Origin of the sequence: Devosia sp. Leaf420 (genome assembly GCF_001425445.1) — a bacterium.
Taxonomy (GTDB): Bacteria; Pseudomonadota; Alphaproteobacteria; order Rhizobiales; family Devosiaceae; genus Devosia.
The window spans coordinates 504,622-523,620 of the sequence record NZ_LMQU01000001.1; the positions used below are offsets into that span (position 1 = coordinate 504,622).

An 18,999-nucleotide genomic window follows, 5' to 3' on the forward strand; every position below is an offset into this window, starting at 1 on the left:
AGAACGGGGGACAGAGCGCGGGTTTGATGCGTGCCCTTTTGCTGGGCGCGTCGCTTTGCGTTTTCACCCTGCCCGCGCTGGCGCAGAATCTCGTGCCGACCGACTTTTTCAACGCTCCGGTCGATCCGGCGGCACCGACGGGCGTCGAGGCCGCGACGCTGACATTTGATATCGCCAAAAACACCGTCACCGCTTCGGGCAATGTGATCCTGAAATCGAGCGGCTATATCGTCACCGGCGACACCCTTACCTATGACCGCGGCACCAACAAGGTGATCATGCTGGGCGCAGTGACGGTGACCGATCCATCCGGAAACGTGATGGAGACGACCGATCTCGACATAACGGGCGGGCTGCGCGCGGAATTTTTGAATGCGCTGACAATCACCTCCTATGACGGATCGCGCATTACGGCTGACAGCGCCGACTATAATTCGGCCGTCGAAACGATCCTGACCAATGCCGCTTATGCACCCTGCGGGGAGTGTATCGACGACAAGGGCCGCCGGATCGGCTGGTCGGTCAAGGCGACGCGGATCGTCCAGAATGCCGAAGACAATTCGGTGACGCTGGAGCAGCCAAGTCTGGCACTGCTCGGCGTTCCGGTCTTGTGGCTGCCGTACCTCTGGCTGCCGGATCTGAGCGGCACAGTTCTCGACAATGCACCGAAGCCGGTTTTCAGTTTTGATGACCAGACAGGGTTTGGGATCGGCGTCGATGTGACGGCCTATTCCAGCAAGTGGACCGATGTAATCCTCAGCCCGCGCTACTTTTCGCGGCAGGGCCTGTTGCTGGGCGCCGAATGGGTGCAGCGGTTCGATAATGGCTCGTTCCAGATCAAGGCCACAGGTCTGCGTCAGGGTGATCCGGGGGCCTATGCCGGCGAAGTCGGCAATGTGGAATGGCGCGGTGCCGTGCAGACGTCGGGGGTTTTTACCCCGATCGAGGAATGGGAAGCGGGCTGGTCCTATACGGCCTTTACTGATGCCAATTATCTCAGCGACTATGCGCTGACTGCGGCCAAGTCTTCGGTGAACCAGGTCTATGCGACGCATGTGAACCGGGACACCTATTTCGATATTCGCGCGCAGCAGTTCAACCAGCTCGGCAATGTGACCCAAGCGAGCCAGGATCAGCAGGGCGCGAACCTGCCGGTGGCGCGGTTTGAAAAGACAATCGACCTGGCCGACGATATGGGTCGCGTCACCGTCGAAGGGCATTTGCGCAATGTCACGCGGCAGGCGGATTCGCCGCTCGCGGCGGCCGGTGCACGATATGGCTATCAGGGCGCAAAGACCCATGCCATGGTGCAGGCGAGCTGGCAGAAGCAGTTTATCGGTGCCGGCGGGCTGGTGTTCACGCCCTATTTCGGCGGGCGAACGGACTTTTCCTATTACGACGGACGCAGCCCGCTCTTGCCGGGCGAGACGAGCCTTTTTAGCGCGACGCCGATCGCCGCCATGGATGTGCGCTATCCGCTGATCGCGCGGCAGGCGGAAGTGACGCATATCGTTGAGCCAATCGCGCAATTGGTCTATCGCGGCTCGGACACGACGCGGGTGGGCATCACCAATGACGATGCGCAGAGCTTCGTTTTCGACGATACCAATCTCTTTAGCTACAATCGCTTCTCGGGCTATGACCGGCAGGAAACGGGGCTGCGGCTTAATGTCGGCGGGCGATATCAGGCCAATTTCGATGGCGGCAGCTATCTCGAACTCGTCGGTGGACAGTCTTTCCATCTGGCCGGGGTTAACGCGTTTACCTCGCCTGATCAGGCGAACACTGCGGTCGGCAGCGGGCTTGATACGGCGGCCTCTTATGGCGTGCTCGGCGCCTATGGCTCGTTCATGCCGGGTCTGGTCGTGGGCGGCAAGGCGCAAGTCGATACCAGCGCCTGGACCCTGGCGCGGGCGAGTCTTGGCGCGAGCTATAGCAATGAAGGCTATGGCGCCACGCTCGACTATCGTTTCATCGAAGCCAATCTGGGCCTTGGGCAGATGCGCGACCAGCACGAAGTGGTCGGCTCTCTGACGGTGCCGGTGGCCGATTACTGGAGCATCCGGAGCGGCGCCGCTTGGGATATCGGCGCCAATAGCTGGCTGCAGGTGAGCGGCGGTGTCGTCTATGACGACGGTTACCTGACCTTTGGGGCCAATGCGGCGCGCAACGGGCCGACCCATACATCGCCCAATTCGACCAGTGTGCTTGCGACCTTTGCCATCAAGGCGCCGGCCGGGCTAAACCTTGGCTATAGCGGCGCGGTGCCCGTCCCGTCGTTCTGATCTCTTCCGCCCGGATTTTGGCCGCAATTTTTGGTCAATTGACAGGGCAAGTTTAGGGTCGCATTGATGCGGCTCAATTTAAACGCGGACCTGACGATGACCTTTGCATTTCTGCGACGCGCCACCGGCGCCCTGTTTCTTGGCCTCGCGGTGACCGCGGCATCGGTCATGCCCAGCTTTGCGGCGACCGTCGTGACCGTCAATGGCATAACGATTACCGACGTGCAGGTCGACCAGCGTTCTCGGCTTTTCCGCATGGAAGGCAATCAGGGCGGGCGCAAGGGCGCAACCGATCAGCTCATTACCGAAGCCATCCAGATGAGCGAAGCGAAAAAGCTCGGCATCGACGTGTCGAATGCGCAGATCGACGAGGCTTTTCTTCAGATTGCCCGCAATCTCAAGATGAGCCAGGACAAGCTGAACCAGGTGCTGGCGCAGGGTGGCGTCAGCCAGGAAACGCTGCGCGATCGTCTGCGCGCTTCGATCGCCTGGAACGCTGTGGGTCAGCAGGCCGTGGTGCCGAATGTACAGATTTCGGATCTGGAGCTCGACCAACGCGCGGCATCGCAGGTCGCGGACTACCAGAAGTTCGACTATATCCTCAAAGAGATCATCTTTGTCGGTCAGGGCGCCAGCGGGCGCACGGCGCAGGCGAACAAGTTCCGTTCGAGTTTTGCCGGCTGCGATAGCGCCGTTCAGCTTTCGCTCGGCTATACCGATGCAGCCGTGGTCGATATCGGCCGCCGCCATGCGACGCAAATGCCCGAAGCCATGGCCAAGGAACTGGCTGGCATGAATGTCGGCGGGATCACCAAGCCACGCGTGGTCGAGACCGGTGTTTCGATGCTGGCAATCTGTGAAAAAACCCAGGCGGAAGATCTGACCTTCGTCAAGGACGACCTGCGCAACGAGGTTGGCGGCGAAACCATGCAGAAGGAAGCCGACGCCTATCTCGCGCGCCTCCGTCAGGAAGCCAAGATCATCTATAACTGAGTTTTCATGCGCGGCATTTGCCGCACTGACAATCACTTTGCGGAGCCGCATCGTCACCGATGCGCCTCCGTTTTGCTTTGGGGGCAAGCATGGCACCGCTGGCAATCAGCATGGGTGAACCCGCCGGGATCGGGCCCGATATCATCTTGACGCTTTATGCGCAGCGGGAGGCGCTGGGACTGAAGCCGTTTGTGGTTTTCGGGCATACGGAGTTTCTCAGGGCGCGGGCGCGGCGGCTGGGGCTTGAGGTCGAGGTTGTTGCTGCGACGCCAGTTGACGCAGAGGATGTGTTTGCGACTGCGCTCCCTGTGACGGATATCCTCGGCGATGTGCCGGACCAGCCGGGCAAGCCGCATGGCGCCGCGGCGCCTGTGGTGATTGCAGCGATCGAGCAGGCGGTGGCGGCGGTCAAAGTGGCAGCCTGCAGCGGGATTGTGACGGCGCCAATTCACAAAGGCGCGCTTTATGAGGCGGGGTTCCGGCATCCGGGGCATACCGAATTCTTGGCGGCGCTTTGTGCGGAAAATGGCGTCGAGCCGCTGCCGGTGATGATGCTGGCGCATCAGGATTTGCGGACGGTGCCGCTGACCATTCACGTGCCGATCAAGGATGTGCCGGGGCTGATCTCGGTCGAGTTGATCCTTGAGACGCTGCGCGTGATGGATCGTGACCTGCGGGCGCGGTTCGGGATTGCGCGGCCACGGATTGCGGTGTCGGGGCTCAATCCGCATGCGGGCGAAGGCGGGGCGATCGGGCGCGAAGAGATCGAGACGATCATTCCGGCGCTGGAAGCGGCGCGGGAGGAAGGGCTTGAGGTCGTGGGGCCCCTGCCCGGCGATACGCTGTTTTTTCCAAGGCATTGGCGGCAATATGATGCCGTGCTCGCCATGTATCACGATCAGGCGCTGATCCCGATCAAGACCGTGGCGTTCGATGCCGGGGTCAACGTTACGCTCGGCCTGCCGATCGTGCGGACATCACCGGACCATGGGACGGCGTTCGACCTCGCCGGGACCGGAAAGGCCTCGACATCGAGCTTTTTGGCGGCCATAGCCATGGCGGAACACATGACGACCAGGACCCGATGAGCCAGATCGACAATCTTCCGCCGCTGCGCGACGTCATTGCCACCCATGGCCTCCGCGCCAAGAAAGAATTAGGGCAGAACTTTCTGTTCGACCTCAACCTGACGGCGCGCATTGCCCGCGTGGGTGGCTCGCTCGACGGCGTGCGCGTGATCGAGGTTGGACCGGGGCCAGGCGGACTAACGCGGGCGCTGCTGGCGGAAGGTGCGCGCGAGGTGATCGCCATCGAGCGGGATGCCCGCGCGCTGCCGGCGTTGGCGGAAATTTCAGAGGCTTATCCGGGCCAGCTGACGGTGATCGCGGGCGATGCGATGGAGATCGACTATCGCACGCTGGCCGACGGGCCGACGCGGATCATTGCCAACCTGCCCTATAATATCGGCACGCAGCTTCTTACTGGCTGGCTGACCATGGAGCCGTGGCCACCATTTTTCGAGAGCCTGACGCTGATGTTTCAGCGTGAAGTCGCCGAGCGTATTTGCGCCAAGCCGAGTGAAGATGCCTATGGCAGGCTCGGCGTTCTCGCCGGGTGGCGGAGCGAGGCGCGGATTGCTTTCAATGTCGGGAAGCAAGCATTCGTGCCGCCGCCGAATGTGACGTCAGCTGTGGTGCATCTGGTGCCAAAGCCCGTTGAGGAAGGCTTGCCGGTTCGCCACGTCGAGCAGGTGACCAAGGCGGCGTTCGGGCAGCGGCGAAAGATGGTGCGGCAATCGCTGAAGTCGCTGGGCGTGCCGGTCGAGGGTCTGCTGGCGGCCGCTGAGCTCAAAGGCGATGAGCGGGCTGAGGATTTGCCGATCAGTGCATTTTTGGCCATGGCGCGAGCTTTGCCGGGGCTGAGAAGCTAGGCTTCTAATCACGTTAGACCACCGCGTAAGACGGCATTAACCATGTTCGTTCAGATTTCCCTCACCATATTTGAGGGTAGTCTGAATGAATCGTCACATCGCAGCTTTTGCAGCAGCCCTGTTCGCTGCTGGCAGTTCGTCGTTCGCCCTCGCAGCCGATTTCGTCACCGAAATGCCGATACCGGATGTAAATTACGGTCTTCAGGTCGGGAACTGGGACGGCCCATTTGTCGGTGTTTTCGGCGGATATGAACGCGGCACTGTCACCTCGCCGACCACGTTCGATCTCAATGGCGCGCTTTTGGGCGTCAATGCCGGTACCAATTTCACGCTCGAGAATGGCGTCGTGATCGGCGTCGTCGGTGATCTCGCCTGGTCGAATGCTACCGATCCGGACTTCTTCGCCCCACCCAGTGCGGTCGACGTGAACTGGTTTGGCAGCGTCCGCGGTAAGGTTGGCTATGATGCGGGCGCCTTCATGCCTTACGTGACGGGCGGTCTGGCGATTGCCGGTGGCAAGCTGACGGCAAACACGGGCGACGTTGTCGCATCGAACGCACATTACGGCTGGACTGTCGGTGCGGGCGTCGAGGTCAAGGCGACCGACACTATCGGGATCGATCTTTCCTATCGCTATTCCGACTATGCGGCGCGCACCTATGGCCTCACCGATTGGAAATTTGCGACCCATCAGGTGACTGCTGGCGTGAACTGGCACTTCTGAGCGTTTTTCGCTCCGACAGTACAAAACGCCTGCCCTTCGCTTGGGTGGGCGTTTCGCTTTTGGGGCTTACTGCGCCAAAGGCGCTTGCGCCGGTTGTTCTGGTTCTAGGAGCGGCGGGATGAAGGCGAGCCGGATGGCGACGAGCAAAGCCAAGACGGTTGCCGTGCCGCAGACGAGGAGAACTCCGGGCCAGTTCCAGGCGGTCCAGGCGTAGCCGCCGAGCGTGCCAAGCGATGAGGCACCGAGATAATAAGCGACGAGATAGAGGGCGGAGGCTTGAGCCTTGCCGGTGCGGGCGCGGCGGGTGACCCAGGCGCTGGCGACGCCATGGGCGGCAAAGAAGCCCATGGTGGCGATGGCGAGACCCAGGATGGTGATGACGGTGCTGTCGAAGGCCGTGAGCGCCATGCCAGAGCCCATCATGGTGACGAGCGCCCAGAACACTTTGCGACGGCCGAGGCGCTGGGAGAGGCCGCCGGCCCAGGTGGAGCTGAGGCTGCCCAACAGGTAGACGAGGAAGATGGCGGCGATGGCCGAATGGCTGAGGAGGAAGGGCGGCAGGGCCAGACGGAAGCCGGCATAGTTGTAGAGCGTGACGAAGGCGCCCATGAGGAGGAAAGAGCTGGCAAAGAGCCAGGGGAGTGCCGCATCGGCAAAGCTCATGCGGCAACGGCGCCAGAGTTCAGGCAAGCGGATGGGGTCACGGACGGAGCGGCGGGGCTGGGGCAACAGGATGATCACGGCGAGAACGGCGGCCATGATGAGGGCAGCGAGAATGCCGGTGCCGAGGCGCCAGCCGAGAAGATCGGACAGGATGCCGGAGATGACGCGGCCGGCCATGCCGCCGATCGCGGTGCCGCCGATATAAAGGCCCATGGAGAAGCCGAGGCCGTCGGCGTCCATTTCCTCAGAGAGATAGACCATGGCGACGGCGGGGATACCGGCGAGGGAGAGGCCCATGGCGGTCCGGAGGGCGATGAGCTGCCACCAGGTCTGCGCGAGGGGCAGTAGCAGTCCGAGAAGTGCTGTGACGGTCAGGGCGCCGACCATGAGGCGACGGCGGCCGAGGCGATCCGAGAGGAAGCTTGCGGGGATGAGCGCCACGGCCATGGTGGCCGTGGTGACCGAGAGCGCGAGCGAGGCAGTGCCGGCATCACGGACCCAATAGTGGGCGAACATGGGCAGCAGAGGCTGCACCGAATAGAGCGAGGCGAAAACGGAGAAGGCCGAGAGGAAGAAGGCGATATTGGCGCGGAGGAATTCGGGCGTGCCGCGACGAATGCCGGGCACGGGCGGCATGATCAGGCCGGGCCGATCTGGTTTTGCAGATCGCGCACGAAACTATCGAGATCGCTCTGACGCTTGCGATCGAGACGGGCCGACGCGAGGATGGCGCGGACGCGGGCGACGGAAAGTTCGAGGTCTTCATTGACGAGGACGTAGTCGTACTCGTTGTAATGATCCATCTCACGGCGCGCGTTCTTGAGGCGCTTGTCGATGGTGCCGACGCTGTCCTGCGCGCGGCGTTCGAGGCGGGCGCGCAGCTCTTTGATCGAGGGCGGCAGGATGAAGACCGTCACCATATCGGCGCGGCACTTTTCATAGAGCTGCAGCGTGCCCTGATAGTCGATATCGAAGAGGATATCGTTGCCGGCGGAGAGCTGTTCTTCGACGCGGGCGCGCGGAGTGCCGTAGAAATTGCCGTGGACTTCGGCGGATTCGAGGAGGCCATCATCGCGGCGCATCTGCTCGAAGGTCGGCACATCGATGAAGTGGTAGTGCTTTCCGTCGATTTCGTCCGTGCGGCGGGCACGGGTCGTGACCGAGACCGAGAGCTTGATATTGGGATCGGCGCCGAAGAGGGCGCGGGAGATCGATGACTTTCCGGCGCCTGAAGGCGAGGCGAGGACAAGCATGACGCCGCGGCGCTGAAAATCCATGACAGGCACTCTATTCGATGTTTTGGACTTGCTCGCGTAGTTGATCGATCGCCGCCTTGAGGTCAAGGCCGATGGCAGTCAGTTCCACGGCGTTCGATTTCGAGCAAAGGGTATTGGCCTCGCGGTTGAATTCCTGCGCGAGGAAATCGAGGCGGCGGCCGACTGCGCCAGCGGCCGCAAGCAGCGCGCGGGCGCCAGCGATGTGAGCGCGGAGACGATCGATCTCTTCCTGGATATCGGCCTTGGTGGCGAGGACGAGGGCTTCCTGAGCGAGACGCTCGGGCGAAATGTCCGCTTCCTGGCGGAGCGACTGGACCTGCTGGCTGAGGCGAGCAGCGATGACGTCACGCGAGCGGGCGGGGTGGGCATCGGCCTGATCGACCAGGGCGGCGATGGCATCGACCTGAGAAACGAGGATTTGGGCGATGCGCGCGCCTTCGTCGAGGCGGGATTTGACGAGACCGGCAATCGCTTCACGGACAGCCGCCATGAGGACGGGCTCGAGCCCTTCTTCGTCGAGCCCCCTGCTCTCTTCGACGGCGAGTACGCCGGGCAGCGACAGGATGCCATCGAGCGTTGGACGCTGGGCATCGATGCGCTGGGCGAGACTGTCTATGGCAGCGAGAACGGTTTCGAGCGCAGCCTGATTGACGGATACGGCGCCCGACGTGCCCTGGCGATCAAAGCTTATGGCGAGATTGACCGAGCCGCGGGACAGGGCTTGGTTGAGAAGCTGGCGTAGCGGAATATCGAAGGCGTCGAGACCGGGCGCGAGGCGCGAGCGGATATCGAGACCGCGTCCATTGACGGATTTGAGTTCGACGCGGAGCCGCGTCGAGCCGAATGCAGCCTCGGACCGGGCATAGCCGGTCATGCTCGCAAGGCGCGATGTCACTGACTTGCGCCCTCAGCAGCAGGCGTTTCCGGGGCTTGTTCGGCTTCTTCGGCCTCCAAAGCCTTGCGGGCGGCTTCCGCGTCACGATCGGCCGCAGCCTCGATTTCGCGATAACGGGCGACGTTTTGCTGATGCTCTGCATAGGTTTCGGCAAAGACGTGACCATCGCGCGGCGAAGCGCCTTTGGCGACGAAGTAGAGATAGTTGTGGTCGTCGGGGTGAGCGACAGCCTCAAGGGCCTCGATGCCGGGATTGGCGATCGGCGTCGGTGGCAGGCCATCGATCTGATAGGTATTATAAGGCGTTGCCTTGTCGATTTCCGAGCGGCGTAGACCGCGATCGAGCGTCGATTGGCCAAGCGTGATACCGTAGATGATGGTCGGATCGGACTGCAGGCGCATGCCTTCACGCAGGCGATTGACGAAGACGGCGGCGACCTGCGGGCGCTCTTCGGCGACGCCGGTTTCGCGTTCGACTATGGACGCAAGAATCAGCATCTGCGCGGGCGACTCGAGCGGCAGATCTGGCTCGCGCGCTTCCCAGACTTCGTTGAGCGCCTTGGTCATGGCCGCCTGCATGCGATCAACGACGGACTGGCGCGTGTCGCCGGGAAGGTAATCGTAGCTGCCAGGGAGGATCGAGCCTTCGGGCGGCAGAGTATCAATGGTGCCGGTGAGGCGATCATCGGCGTTGACGCGCTGCACGACCTGCCAGGAGGTCCAGCCTTCGGGAATGGTGACGGCGTAGCGGATCGGCGTGCCAGTCGTCAGCTCGTTCAGAATATCGGACATGCTGGCGCGCGCGGGAATGGTGAAATCGCCGGCCTTGACCGTCGTCTTATCGGCGACGCGGCTGCCGAACTGGCTGAAGATCAGCGAATTGGAAATAAAGCCCTGCTCTTCGAGACGGCTGGCCGTGGTCGAGAGCGCATTGCCGGTTTCGACGCGGAAAACGCGATCTTCAGGCAGAGGACCATCGCCATAATATTGCGAGGCAACGAAGAGGAAACCGCCACCAACGACGACGAGGCCGATGACAAGCAAGGTCAGGAGCGCGTTGAGCACATCGACAAGACCATTGGACGAGCGGCGGCGGCGTTTACGTCGTTCGTTCATCGTCGGGAATCACCTTTCGGCCAGTGGGCAAATCATCGTGTCGCCACACCGTGGCGAAGCGGCGGCATTGTTTGCAATGGATTTGAATAAAAACAAGGGGCACGTTGCCTGGTCTGGCGACGTGCCCCTCTTGCATGCGAAAAAATCAGGCGACCTTGCGCATCACCAGCGTGGCATTGGTGCCGCCAAAGCCGAAGCTGTTGGAGAGCGCCACGTTGATTTCCTTCTTGAGCGCCACCTTGGGAACAAGGTTGATCGGCGTTTCGACAGAAGGATTATCGAGGTTGAGCGTCGGCGGCGCGATGCCGTCGCGCATGGCGAGCAGGCAGAAGATGGCTTCGACGGAACCTGCGGCACCGAGGAGGTGACCGATGGCCGACTTGGTCGAGCTCATGACGCGGCCTTCGGCAGCGTCCCCGAGAACGCGGGTGACGGCGCCGAGTTCGATTTCGTCGCCGAGCGGCGTCGAGGTGCCGTGGGCGTTGATATAGTCGATCTCGGAGGCCGAGATACCGGCGCGCTTGACGGCAGCGCTCATCGCGCGGAAGCCACCATTGCCATCCGGCGCGGGCGCCGTGATGTGGTAGGCATCGCCCGAAAGGCCATAGCCAATGATTTCGCCATAGATCTTGGCGCCGCGAGCCTTGGCGCGCTCATAGTCTTCGAGCACGACGATGCCGGCGCCTTCGCCCATGACGAAGCCATCGCGATCCCGATCATAGGGGCGCGACGCGGCTGTCGGGTTGTCGTTAAAGCCGGTCGAGAGCGCGCGGGCGGCAGCGAAGCCAGCCAGCGACAAACGATTGACGCAGCTTTCCGCGCCACCGGCCACCATCACATCGGCATCGCCGAACGCGATCAGACGGGCAGCATCGCCGATGGCATGCGCCCCGGTCGAGCAAGCGGTGACGACGGAATGGTTCGGACCCTTGAGGCCGAAGCGGATCGAGACATGGCCCGAGGCCAGGTTGATCAGACGGCCGGGAATGAAGAAGGGGCTGATGCGGCGCGGGCCCTTTTCGTGCAGCGTGACGGAGGCATCATAGATGCCACCGATGCCGCCGATACCCGAGCCGATCAGAACGCCGGAGCGCTCCTGCTCTTCCTGAGTCTTGGGTTCCACACCCGCATCCTGGATGGCCTGGGTGGCAGCGGCCATGGCGTAGACGATAAAATCGTCGACCTTGCGCTGTTCCTTGGTTTCCATCCACTCGTCGGGATTGTATTTGCCCTCGGCATAATCCCCTAGGGGCAGCCGATGGGCGATTTGGCAGGCGATATCATCGACCTGGAAGTCGTCGATACGCTTGGCTCCACTCTTGCCTGCGATAATATTGGCCCAGGTGGCCTCAACTCCGCAACCAAGGGGCGTGACAAGCCCCATTCCGGTGACGACGACTCGACGCAGTTCCATGTCTAACCCTGCCCGGCCAGCTTAGCTGGTGGCCTTGGTCAGGAAGGAGACAGCGTCGCCGAAGGTCTGGATCGACTCAGCAGCGTCATCCGGGATCTCGACCGAGAATTCTTCCTCGAAAGCCATCACCAGCTCGACCTGATCGAGCGAGTCAGCGCCCAGATCGTCGATGAAGCTGGCCTTTTCAACGACCTTCTCGGCGTCCACATTGAGGTGTTCCACAACGATCTTGCGGACCCGATCAGCGACATCGCTCATATTTGACTTCCCTTTTTAGAAATCGACGTTTCGTTTCGCTTCTTATTGGCGCTAGGCCAATTCAGCAAGCTCGGTTTTGACTTGCCGGGGCTCAGTGTAAGCGGCCTTTCAGGCGCTCGCAAGGGAACCGGCAAGAGTTAACGCGGCGGCGAGTAACACGTTTCATTTCGCTTTGCCAGCCGCGTGAACCTTGGTTTCCAAGGGTTTTGGCCCCTTGAAACCAGGATTTAGATCATCGCCATGCCGCCGTTGACGTTCAGCGTGTGACCCGTGATGTAGCCGGCAGCGTCGCTAGCAAGAAATACGGCGCAGGCGGCAACTTCCTGAGCGCTGCCCAGGCGATTGGCTGGAATGGTCGACAAAATCGTCTCGCGCTGCTTGTCGTTGAGCTCATCGGTCATGGCCGATGAGATGAAGCCGGGAGCGATGGAATTGACCGTGATATTGCGGCTTGCGACTTCGTGGGCGAGCGCCTTGTTCATGCCGATGAGGCCAGCTTTTGAGGCAGCGTAGTTCCCCTGCCCCGGATTGCCCATGACGCCGACGACGGAGGAAACGCCGATGATGCGGCCCCAGCGCTGCTTCATCATTCCGCGCAGGACCGCACGGTTGAGGTGGAAGGCGGCGGTGAGATTGACCGCGATGACCTCGTCCCACTCTTCATCCTTCATGCGCATGAAGAGATTGTCGCGCGTCATGCCGGCATTGTTGACGAGGATATCGAGGCCACCCATCGCCGCTTCCGCGGCGGGGACGAGCTTATCGACGTCGTCGAGCTTGGAGAGATTGCAGGGCAGGATCGGGCATTCCTTGCCGATTTCCTTGGCAGTATCTTCAAGGGCGCCCACACGGGTGCCCGAGAGGGCCACAGTGGCGCCTGCTGCTGCCAGCGCCTTGGCGATCTCGCGGCCAATGCCGCCACTGGCGCCAGTGACAAGAGCGCGCTTACCGGTCAAATCGAACATTCTTATTCCTCAGGTCCAGCGGTCTTGGGTTGAAACGGTGACGGCAGTCAGGAAGGCGTCGATATCGGCGGCCCCGGAGATCGACTGGGTGGCAACATCGGGGGCGATGCGCTTGGCAAGGCCCGAAAGAACCTTCCCGGTGCCGAGTTCGACCAGCTGGGTGACACCACCCTCGCCGGCAAGCCAGGTGACGGTTTCGGTCCAGCGGACGACGCCGGTGACCTGCTCAACGAGGCGTTGACGGATTTCGGCAGGATCGGAAATGGGCGCTGCGAGCACATTGGCGACGAGCGGCACGACTGGCGACTTCATCTCGACTTCGGCGAGCGCAGCGGCCATGGCATCGGCGGCGGGCTGCATGAGCGAGCAATGGAAGGGAGCGCTGACAGGCAGCAGCAGAGCGCGCTTGGCGCCTTTGCCCTTGGCAATCTCCAAAGCGCGCTCCACGGCGGAGACGGCGCCGGAGACGACGACCTGGCCCGGTGCATTGTCATTGGCAACCTGGCAGACTTCACCCTGCGCGGCTTCTTCGGCAACGGCGCGGGCGGCGTCGAGATCAAGCCCGAGAAGCGCAGCCATGGCGCCGTGACCGACGGGAACGGCCTTCTGCATGGCCTGGCCGCGGGTTCGCAGGAGACGGGCTGTGTCGGACAGCGAGAATGTGCCGGCGGCGCATAGGGCAGAATATTCGCCGAGCGAATGGCCGGCGACGAATTTTGCGGTCCTGGCCAAGCTGAGGCCGCGCGTTTCGAGAACGCGGAGGACAGCAATGCTCGACGCCATCAATGCCGGCTGAGCGTTTTCGGTCAGACGCAGAACATCCTCGGGACCTTCGAACATGATCTGGGACAGCTTTTCACCCAGAGCGGCGTCCACCTCGTCAAAGACGGCGCGGGCTTCGGGAAAGGTCTCGGCCAATTCCTTGCCCATGCCTACGGCCTGGCTACCCTGGCCGGGGAAGGTGAAAGCGATGCTGGACATGTTGTCTCCGGGGTTGCGGAACAGTGCGTGGCGTTTGCCGAGTGTATTTAGCTGAGTCAAGCAATCTCTCTTAAGGACTTTTGCGGGAGAATTGCGGCCAAGCGTGATCTCTGTGCCATTTAGCGGATCAGGATCCGCACGTATTCGTTCTGTCGCGTTTCTCAAATTTATGGCTGCTAGGAATTCCGCGCAGCTTTTGTGGAATGCGAGAATCTGGAGGCGCCATGGACAATTCTACCGCAGTGGGATCGACCAAGCGCCTATCCCCCAAGCAGATCATTCTTGGCTTGATGGTCGCCGGCAGCACGCTTTTATGGTGCGTGGCGGGGCTGCAACTTCAGGCCGTGGCGCCCGATGTCGGCATTTGGCCGGCGAACGCGATATTGCTGGGGATATTGGCTGCCAACCGCCGCGCCAATACGCCGGTGACCTGGATCCTCTCGGCACTGGCCTATGTGCTGGCCGCCCTGCTGATGGGGCGCAGCCTTGGGCAGGCCGTGCTGTTCATGATCGAAAATGCGAGCGGCATTTTCGTTGGGCTGCTGCTCATTCATCGCTATTCAGCACGACTGACGCCGATTACGGACCCGGCCGGGCTTGTGACCATGTTCGGCATCTTGCTAGCCGCATCGCTAACCCACGGGCTCGTGGGCGATCTGATCGCGCCTTCGGGCTTTGACATCGCCCTGCTCGAGGGCTTTTTCCTGCGCAGTGTTACGGAATTCCTGAACCTGACGATCTTCCTGCCGCTGGTGGCGGCGCAGCGGATGATCCGCGGACCGCTCAAGCAAAAAGCAGGACCGGGTCGCCGCAGGTTCGTGCTCCACAGCGTTTCGCTGGTCTGCCTGGTTGCCGCTTTTGCCGGCATGGCCATCATCGGCGGGCCGGGAGCGCCGGCGTTTTATCTGCCGGGCTTGATCTGGTGCGTGACGCGCGTCCGGTCGTTGGTCGGCTTTATCCTTGCGGCTATCGGCGCCGTTTGGACGCTCGTGTCCGTTCAGACCGGCATTGTGTCGCTCTATGCCGAGCATCTCCATGTCGAAACGCAGCTCGACCTGGCATCCTTCCGGCTCGGCGTTGCATCCATTACCCTCAGCGCCCTCGCCGTCGTGGCGCTCAACGCCTTCTGGCGACGGTCAGCGCAGGAAGACAAGCAACGCGCCGACCATGACGCACTGACCGGACTGCTGACGCGAAAACAGTTTTACGAGAGTGCCGACTATTCCCTGGGTCAACTCAAGCCAGAAACCAACAGCATTGCCATTGCCATCGAGATCGACCGGTTCCGATCCATCAGCCACGGGCGCGGGCAGGACACGGGCGACCAGGTGGTGCTGACCGTGTCGGAGCTTTTGACGGCCAATATCCGCCGGGGCGACATTCTAGGGCGGCTTGGCGGCGAGGAATTTGCGATTCTCTTGCCCGGAGCAGGCCTCGAAGAGGGCAATCGGGTTGCCGAACGCATGCGCGCTTCGATTGCCGCCGAACCGTTCCGGCATGACGGGTCGGATTTTAGTACCAGCGTCAGTATCGGGCTCGTCGAATTCAAGACCCCTGCCAATTTCTCGCGCATGCTGAGCCTTGCCGACGAAGCACTTTATGAGGCCAAGAGCGCCGGGCGCAATCGCGTCGTCGCCTATCGCAATGACGGGTCGGACGAAAACGCCGCCTGAGGCGCGAAGGGGCAATTTGCTTGCATTGAGGGCGCGTTGCTCTTATAGGGCACCCAGCAATTCGTTTGGCCGGGGGCTGAACGGAGGGTTTTTCCTTTGCAAGGCTATCTAGGCTTTGCGTCGGGAAAGATAGGATCGTCAGACGTCCGGCCTCCCGTGTTCCCGCTCTTTGCAAGACTGCTTTGACGCCTTTCCCGGCTTCGAAGGGGCTCCGCGCCAACGGACTGTATGACAACTGAAAGGAAGGCGCACTTCATGGCCCTTTACGAACACATCTTCCTGGCGCGCCAGGACGTTTCCCAGCAGCAGGTTGAAGAACTGACCGCTGCGCTGACCGAGATCCTGTCCCAGGGTGGCGGCAAGGTTACCAAGAACGAATATTGGGGCCTCAAGGGTCTCTCCTACCGCATCCGCAAGAACCGCAAGGCTCACTACACGCTGCTCAACATCGACGCTTCGGCTCCTGCCGTTGCCGAAATGGAACGCCAGATGCGCATCAATGAAGACGTTCTCCGCTTCATGACCGTGCGCGTCGACGAGCTGGAAGAAGGCCCGTCCGCGATGATGCAGAAGCGCGATCGCGACGATCGTGATGGTGGTGGCCGTGGCGATCGTGGTGGCCCGTCGGGCGACCGTCGTCCGCGCCGCTTCTAAGATAAGGAACGCATAGCCATGGCTATTAAAGACCTCACCACTTCCCAGGCCCGTCGTCCGTTCCAGCGCCGCCGCAAGACCTGCCCGTTCTCGGGTGAAGGCGCGCCAAAGATCGACTACAAGGACGTCCGCCTGCTCTCGCGCTACGTTTCCGAGCGCGGCAAGATCGTCCCAAGCCGCATCACCGCCGTTTCTGCCAAGAAGCAGCGTGAACTGGCTCGCGCGATCAAGCGGGCCCGCTTCATCGGCATCATGCCTTACGCTGTAAAATAAGCTCGCCGGGACGGCGATCTAGCGGCGTCCGCCTGCGCTTCCGGTGCTCACGTACGAAGGTACGCTCCGCTCCGGTTCTCGGTGAACACCACTATCTCATCCGTCCCTGCGGCTTCTTTTCCGCGTAAGTGCCCTCAACCAGCAGGGCAAATCGCTGGGGTCGCGAATGGTTTGCGGCTCCTAACCGTCCACAGGGCGGGACAGCCAAAGGAATAAAAGAATGAAAGTCATTCTGCTCGAGCGTATCGGTCGCACCGGCACCATCGGCGACGAAGTCACTGTGAAGGACGGCTTTGCCCGTAACTTCCTCCTGCCCCAGGGCAAGGCTCTGCGCGCCACCGAAGCCAACCGCAAGCGTTTCGAAAACGACCGCGCGCACATCGAACAGCGCAACGAAGAGCGCCGCAACGCTGCTGCCGGTATCGCCGAAGGCCTCAATGGCCGCACCGTGGTGATCATCCGTCAGGCTGGCGAAACCGGCCAGCTCTATGGTTCGGTTGCTGCTCGCGACGTCGTGGAAGCCCTGGCCAACGATGGTTTCATCGTCCAGCGCAACCAGGTCGACCTTGCCGACCCGATCAAGTCGGTCGGCGTGCACACCGTGCCGCTCAACCTCCACGCTGAAGTTGCTGTGACGATCACTGTGAACGTTGCTCGTTCGGCTGACGAAGCCGAGCGCCAGTCCTCGGGTGAAGACGTTACCGTCCACACCTTCGAAGACGACGAAAACAGCGACTTCGCCGCTGGCCAGAAGGACGCTGCTTCGGACGACCGTTTCGAAGAGTAGTTTTTTCAACGCTGCACTTTTCGAAAGGCCGGGCTCACGCCCGGCCTTTTGCTTTGGCGTAGTAAAGGCCTGATGCGTCACGTTTCGGTCACAGGCCACGGCTCTAGTCAAATCCGACCAGATCGGAGAAAGACCAGATGCGCTTGACCGCCTGCCTGACTTTGACCGCCCTTCTCGTGGCCGCGTCCCCTGCCCTCGCGCAGAAAACCAAAACCGTCAGCTTCATCGATAGTCTCAACCAGGCAACGGCGACCGAAGCGGTCGAGAGCTTTGTCGATGCGATGGAAGCGCAGGATTTCTTCTCGGCCTATTATTACCTTTCGCCCGAAGCCAAGGACGGGACCTATCAGACGCTGGCGTCGCTGCAGTTCGGCAAACTCTTGCCGGGAACAGACCCGTTCAAAATGGAAGGCTCGGTGATCGGCGACCGCACACTGCCGGCGGTGCTGCAGGAGGACCTGACCGAAGGCGCGCAGATTTTCGACGATCTCATGCAAGGGGCACTGGTCTCGGGCCATGCGCCATTCACCTTCGAAGATGCCGAGGTGATGTCGATTACCGAAGGCGACGCCGACGGAATGGCCGAAGTCGCCGTGAGCAAGGGGCCGAGCCCGCTCAAACTGTCGCTTCAAAAGACCGAATGGGGCGATTGGCGGGTGGACGAGATCACCTGGGAGGGTTCGGCAGAAGGCAAGCCATGGGACGCCGGCGAGAGTGCCCCCGTCGAAGGCGCGACCCGGGCCGAGGGTCCACGGACCATCCTCGACACCCTGCCGACCGAAACGCCTGAAGACGTGGCGGAAGCGTTCGTCAATGCTTTCGCTGCAGGCGATTACTACCAGGCGCATTTGCTCATGAGCCCCGCCGCGAAGCGCGCATTGCTCGATCCGATGCGACCCATCATGATGATGCAGTTCCTGCCCGGGCTCGACGAGGCCGATTTGCCGGGAACGGGGCTATTTCGCCAAGTCCAGCGGGCGGACGCCTTGGCATTCGACACGATGCGCGATCCGGCAGTGGTTATGCACCGATTGTTGACCGCAGCGGAGCGGCAGGGCGTCATGCCATTCAGTTTCGATGGTGCTGAAATCGAAGGCGTTGGTCACGTCACCGAGCCAAGTGAGCCTGACACGGGCATGGTTGCCGAGACGATCGCAACGGTGAAGACATCAGGCAATCCGGACAGCATCACGCTTCATCTGGTGCAGTTGCCCAACGATCAATGGCGTGTGGATCGCCTTTCGTGGGTGGGATCGCTGGACAAGCTGCGACCATGGGGTGTGCCGATCTAAGCGGCGGCCACCAAAATTGGTGGTATCGCCGGTTGCGCGCGTTTTAGCTTTGGCGCGCAAGCACTTGGCCCTATAATGCCATGACTTCTGGGGGACAGAACCATGCGATTTGCTGCAGCCGCGCTGACAGCGCTCATCTTGTGCGTGCCGGCCATGGCGCAAGAGGGCCGGACCTTCGTCGACCGCTTACCGATGGACACGCCACAGAGCACGGCCAAGGCGTTTATCGACGCGTTCAACGCCAAGGATTTCGTGACCGCTTATTATATGCTGTCGCCCGAAGCCAAGCGCACCTTTGTCGATAGCTATTATGCTTATACGGCCGGCCGCTATTTCACCGTCGGCGAGACCGGTCTGGTCGAGGGCTCACTGCTGTCCGATGCGACGCTTTCGGACGATGAGCTGGCCGAGGTCGGCGACGACACCGCGTTGATCTTCGACAATCTCGTGTTTCACGCCGATGCCAATGGCGAGATGCCATTCAGCCTCACAAATGCCGAGCCGGCACTGGTTGAGCCTACGGGTGAAAAGACGGCCCTCATCACAGTCGAAGGAGGGCAGCCGGCGACGATCCTGATGGATGCTGAGCTGCTCTATAATGGCGATTGGCGGATCGACCGTATCCACTGGGCCGGATCCGATGCCGCGCTGAAGCCATGGGGCCTCACCACCGGCAAGGTGAAGAAGCATGAGACGGCCCCTGCCGCCGACGAGTCCCCCGCCCCGACTCAGCCATGATCGTGTGCAATAGGTAATGAGCACATCTTCCCCACTGTTCACAAAGTTCACATCCTAGGGGATTTTAATCAACAGCCGGATA

19 protein-coding genes are annotated in these 18,999 nt (G+C 61.6%); 11 read left to right on the forward strand and 8 right to left on the reverse strand.

Going from position 1 to position 18,999, the window contains the following annotated elements; all coding sequences use genetic code 11:
* Positions 1-26 precede the first annotated feature (26 nt).
* The 5 genes from ASG47_RS02540 (at position 27) to ASG47_RS02560 (ending at position 5,932) form a co-directional block, all read left to right on the forward strand.
* On the forward strand, positions 27-2,285 hold the full coding sequence (locus tag ASG47_RS02540) for an LPS-assembly protein LptD (protein WP_061907147.1): 2,259 nt from the start codon (positions 27-29) through the stop codon (positions 2,283-2,285).
* Positions 2,286-2,381: 96 nt separating this feature from the next.
* Positions 2,382-3,278: a SurA N-terminal domain-containing protein gene (locus ASG47_RS02545; protein WP_162243203.1), complete on the forward strand. Its 897-nt coding sequence runs from the start codon at positions 2,382-2,384 to the stop codon at positions 3,276-3,278.
* Positions 3,279-3,367: 89 nt separating this feature from the next.
* A complete protein-coding gene (gene pdxA / locus ASG47_RS02550) occupies positions 3,368-4,366 on the forward strand; it encodes a 4-hydroxythreonine-4-phosphate dehydrogenase PdxA (RefSeq protein ID WP_061907285.1) in 999 nt (332 codons plus the stop codon).
* Positions 4,363-5,208 carry a 16S rRNA (adenine(1518)-N(6)/adenine(1519)-N(6))-dimethyltransferase RsmA gene (gene rsmA, locus ASG47_RS02555; RefSeq protein ID WP_061907149.1) on the forward strand — a complete coding sequence of 282 codons (846 nt, stop codon included), beginning with the start codon at positions 4,363-4,365 and terminating at the stop codon, positions 5,206-5,208. Before pdxA ends, rsmA begins: the two co-directional genes overlap by 4 nt.
* An 85-nt stretch (positions 5,209-5,293) precedes the next feature.
* Complete coding sequence (locus tag ASG47_RS02560) at positions 5,294-5,932, forward strand: outer membrane protein (RefSeq protein WP_061907150.1); 639 nt, start codon at positions 5,294-5,296, stop codon at positions 5,930-5,932.
* A 66-nt stretch (positions 5,933-5,998) separates the two neighbouring features.
* On the opposite strand, the gene ASG47_RS02565 is transcribed toward ASG47_RS02560, so the two are convergent.
* From ASG47_RS02565 to fabD, 8 genes are all read right to left on the reverse strand, one after another.
* Positions 5,999-7,231, reverse strand: coding sequence for an MFS transporter (locus ASG47_RS02565; protein ID WP_061907151.1), 1,233 nt, complete (start codon positions 7,229-7,231; stop codon positions 5,999-6,001).
* A 2-nt stretch (positions 7,232-7,233) separates the two neighbouring features.
* Complete coding sequence (gene gmk / locus ASG47_RS02570) at positions 7,234-7,872, reverse strand: guanylate kinase (protein WP_061907152.1); 639 nt, start codon at positions 7,870-7,872, stop codon at positions 7,234-7,236.
* A gap of 10 nt (positions 7,873-7,882) precedes the next feature.
* The gene (locus ASG47_RS02575; protein WP_244487021.1) at positions 7,883-8,767 is read right to left on the reverse strand and encodes a YicC/YloC family endoribonuclease; all 885 of its coding nucleotides are present in this window, start codon (positions 8,765-8,767) and stop codon (positions 7,883-7,885) included.
* The gene (gene mltG / locus ASG47_RS02580) at positions 8,764-9,882 is read right to left on the reverse strand and encodes an endolytic transglycosylase MltG (RefSeq protein ID WP_061907153.1); all 1,119 of its coding nucleotides are present in this window, start codon (positions 9,880-9,882) and stop codon (positions 8,764-8,766) included. The genes ASG47_RS02575 and mltG overlap by 4 nt, the downstream gene beginning before the upstream one ends.
* Positions 9,883-10,027: 145 nt before the next feature.
* Positions 10,028-11,290 carry a beta-ketoacyl-ACP synthase II gene (gene fabF, locus ASG47_RS02585; protein WP_061907287.1) on the reverse strand — a complete coding sequence of 421 codons (1,263 nt, stop codon included), beginning with the start codon at positions 11,288-11,290 and terminating at the stop codon, positions 10,028-10,030.
* 27 nt (positions 11,291-11,317) lie between these two features.
* Positions 11,318-11,554: an acyl carrier protein gene (locus tag ASG47_RS02590; protein WP_035083768.1), complete on the reverse strand. Its 237-nt coding sequence runs from the start codon at positions 11,552-11,554 to the stop codon at positions 11,318-11,320.
* 227 nt (positions 11,555-11,781) lie between these two features.
* Complete coding sequence (gene fabG, locus ASG47_RS02595; protein WP_061907154.1) at positions 11,782-12,519, reverse strand: 3-oxoacyl-[acyl-carrier-protein] reductase; 738 nt, start codon at positions 12,517-12,519, stop codon at positions 11,782-11,784.
* Positions 12,520-12,528: 9 nt separating this feature from the next.
* A complete protein-coding gene (fabD, locus tag ASG47_RS02600) occupies positions 12,529-13,500 on the reverse strand; it encodes an ACP S-malonyltransferase (protein WP_061907155.1) in 972 nt (323 codons plus the stop codon).
* 224 nt (positions 13,501-13,724) lie between these two features.
* Between fabD and ASG47_RS02605 the strand changes: the two genes are divergently transcribed.
* The 6 genes from ASG47_RS02605 (at position 13,725) to ASG47_RS02630 (ending at position 18,917) form a co-directional block, all read left to right on the forward strand.
* A complete protein-coding gene (locus ASG47_RS02605) occupies positions 13,725-15,173 on the forward strand; it encodes a GGDEF domain-containing protein (protein WP_061907156.1) in 1,449 nt (482 codons plus the stop codon).
* Positions 15,174-15,428: 255 nt separating this feature from the next.
* Positions 15,429-15,827, forward strand: a complete 399-nt coding sequence (rpsF, locus tag ASG47_RS02610) for a 30S ribosomal protein S6 (protein ID WP_061907157.1) — start codon at positions 15,429-15,431, stop codon at positions 15,825-15,827.
* Positions 15,828-15,845: 18 nt separating this feature from the next.
* Positions 15,846-16,100, forward strand: a complete 255-nt coding sequence (gene rpsR / locus ASG47_RS02615; RefSeq protein WP_035083777.1) for a 30S ribosomal protein S18 — start codon at positions 15,846-15,848, stop codon at positions 16,098-16,100.
* Positions 16,101-16,320: 220 nt separating this feature from the next.
* A complete protein-coding gene (gene rplI / locus ASG47_RS02620; protein ID WP_061907158.1) occupies positions 16,321-16,887 on the forward strand; it encodes a 50S ribosomal protein L9 in 567 nt (188 codons plus the stop codon).
* 137 nt (positions 16,888-17,024) lie between these two features.
* Complete coding sequence (locus tag ASG47_RS02625; RefSeq protein ID WP_061907159.1) at positions 17,025-18,179, forward strand: hypothetical protein; 1,155 nt, start codon at positions 17,025-17,027, stop codon at positions 18,177-18,179.
* Between the two features lie 102 nt (positions 18,180-18,281).
* Positions 18,282-18,917 (forward strand): hypothetical protein, encoded by a 636-nt coding sequence (locus ASG47_RS02630; RefSeq protein ID WP_061907160.1) that lies wholly within the window; start codon positions 18,282-18,284, stop codon positions 18,915-18,917.
* Positions 18,918-18,999 lie beyond the last annotated feature (82 nt).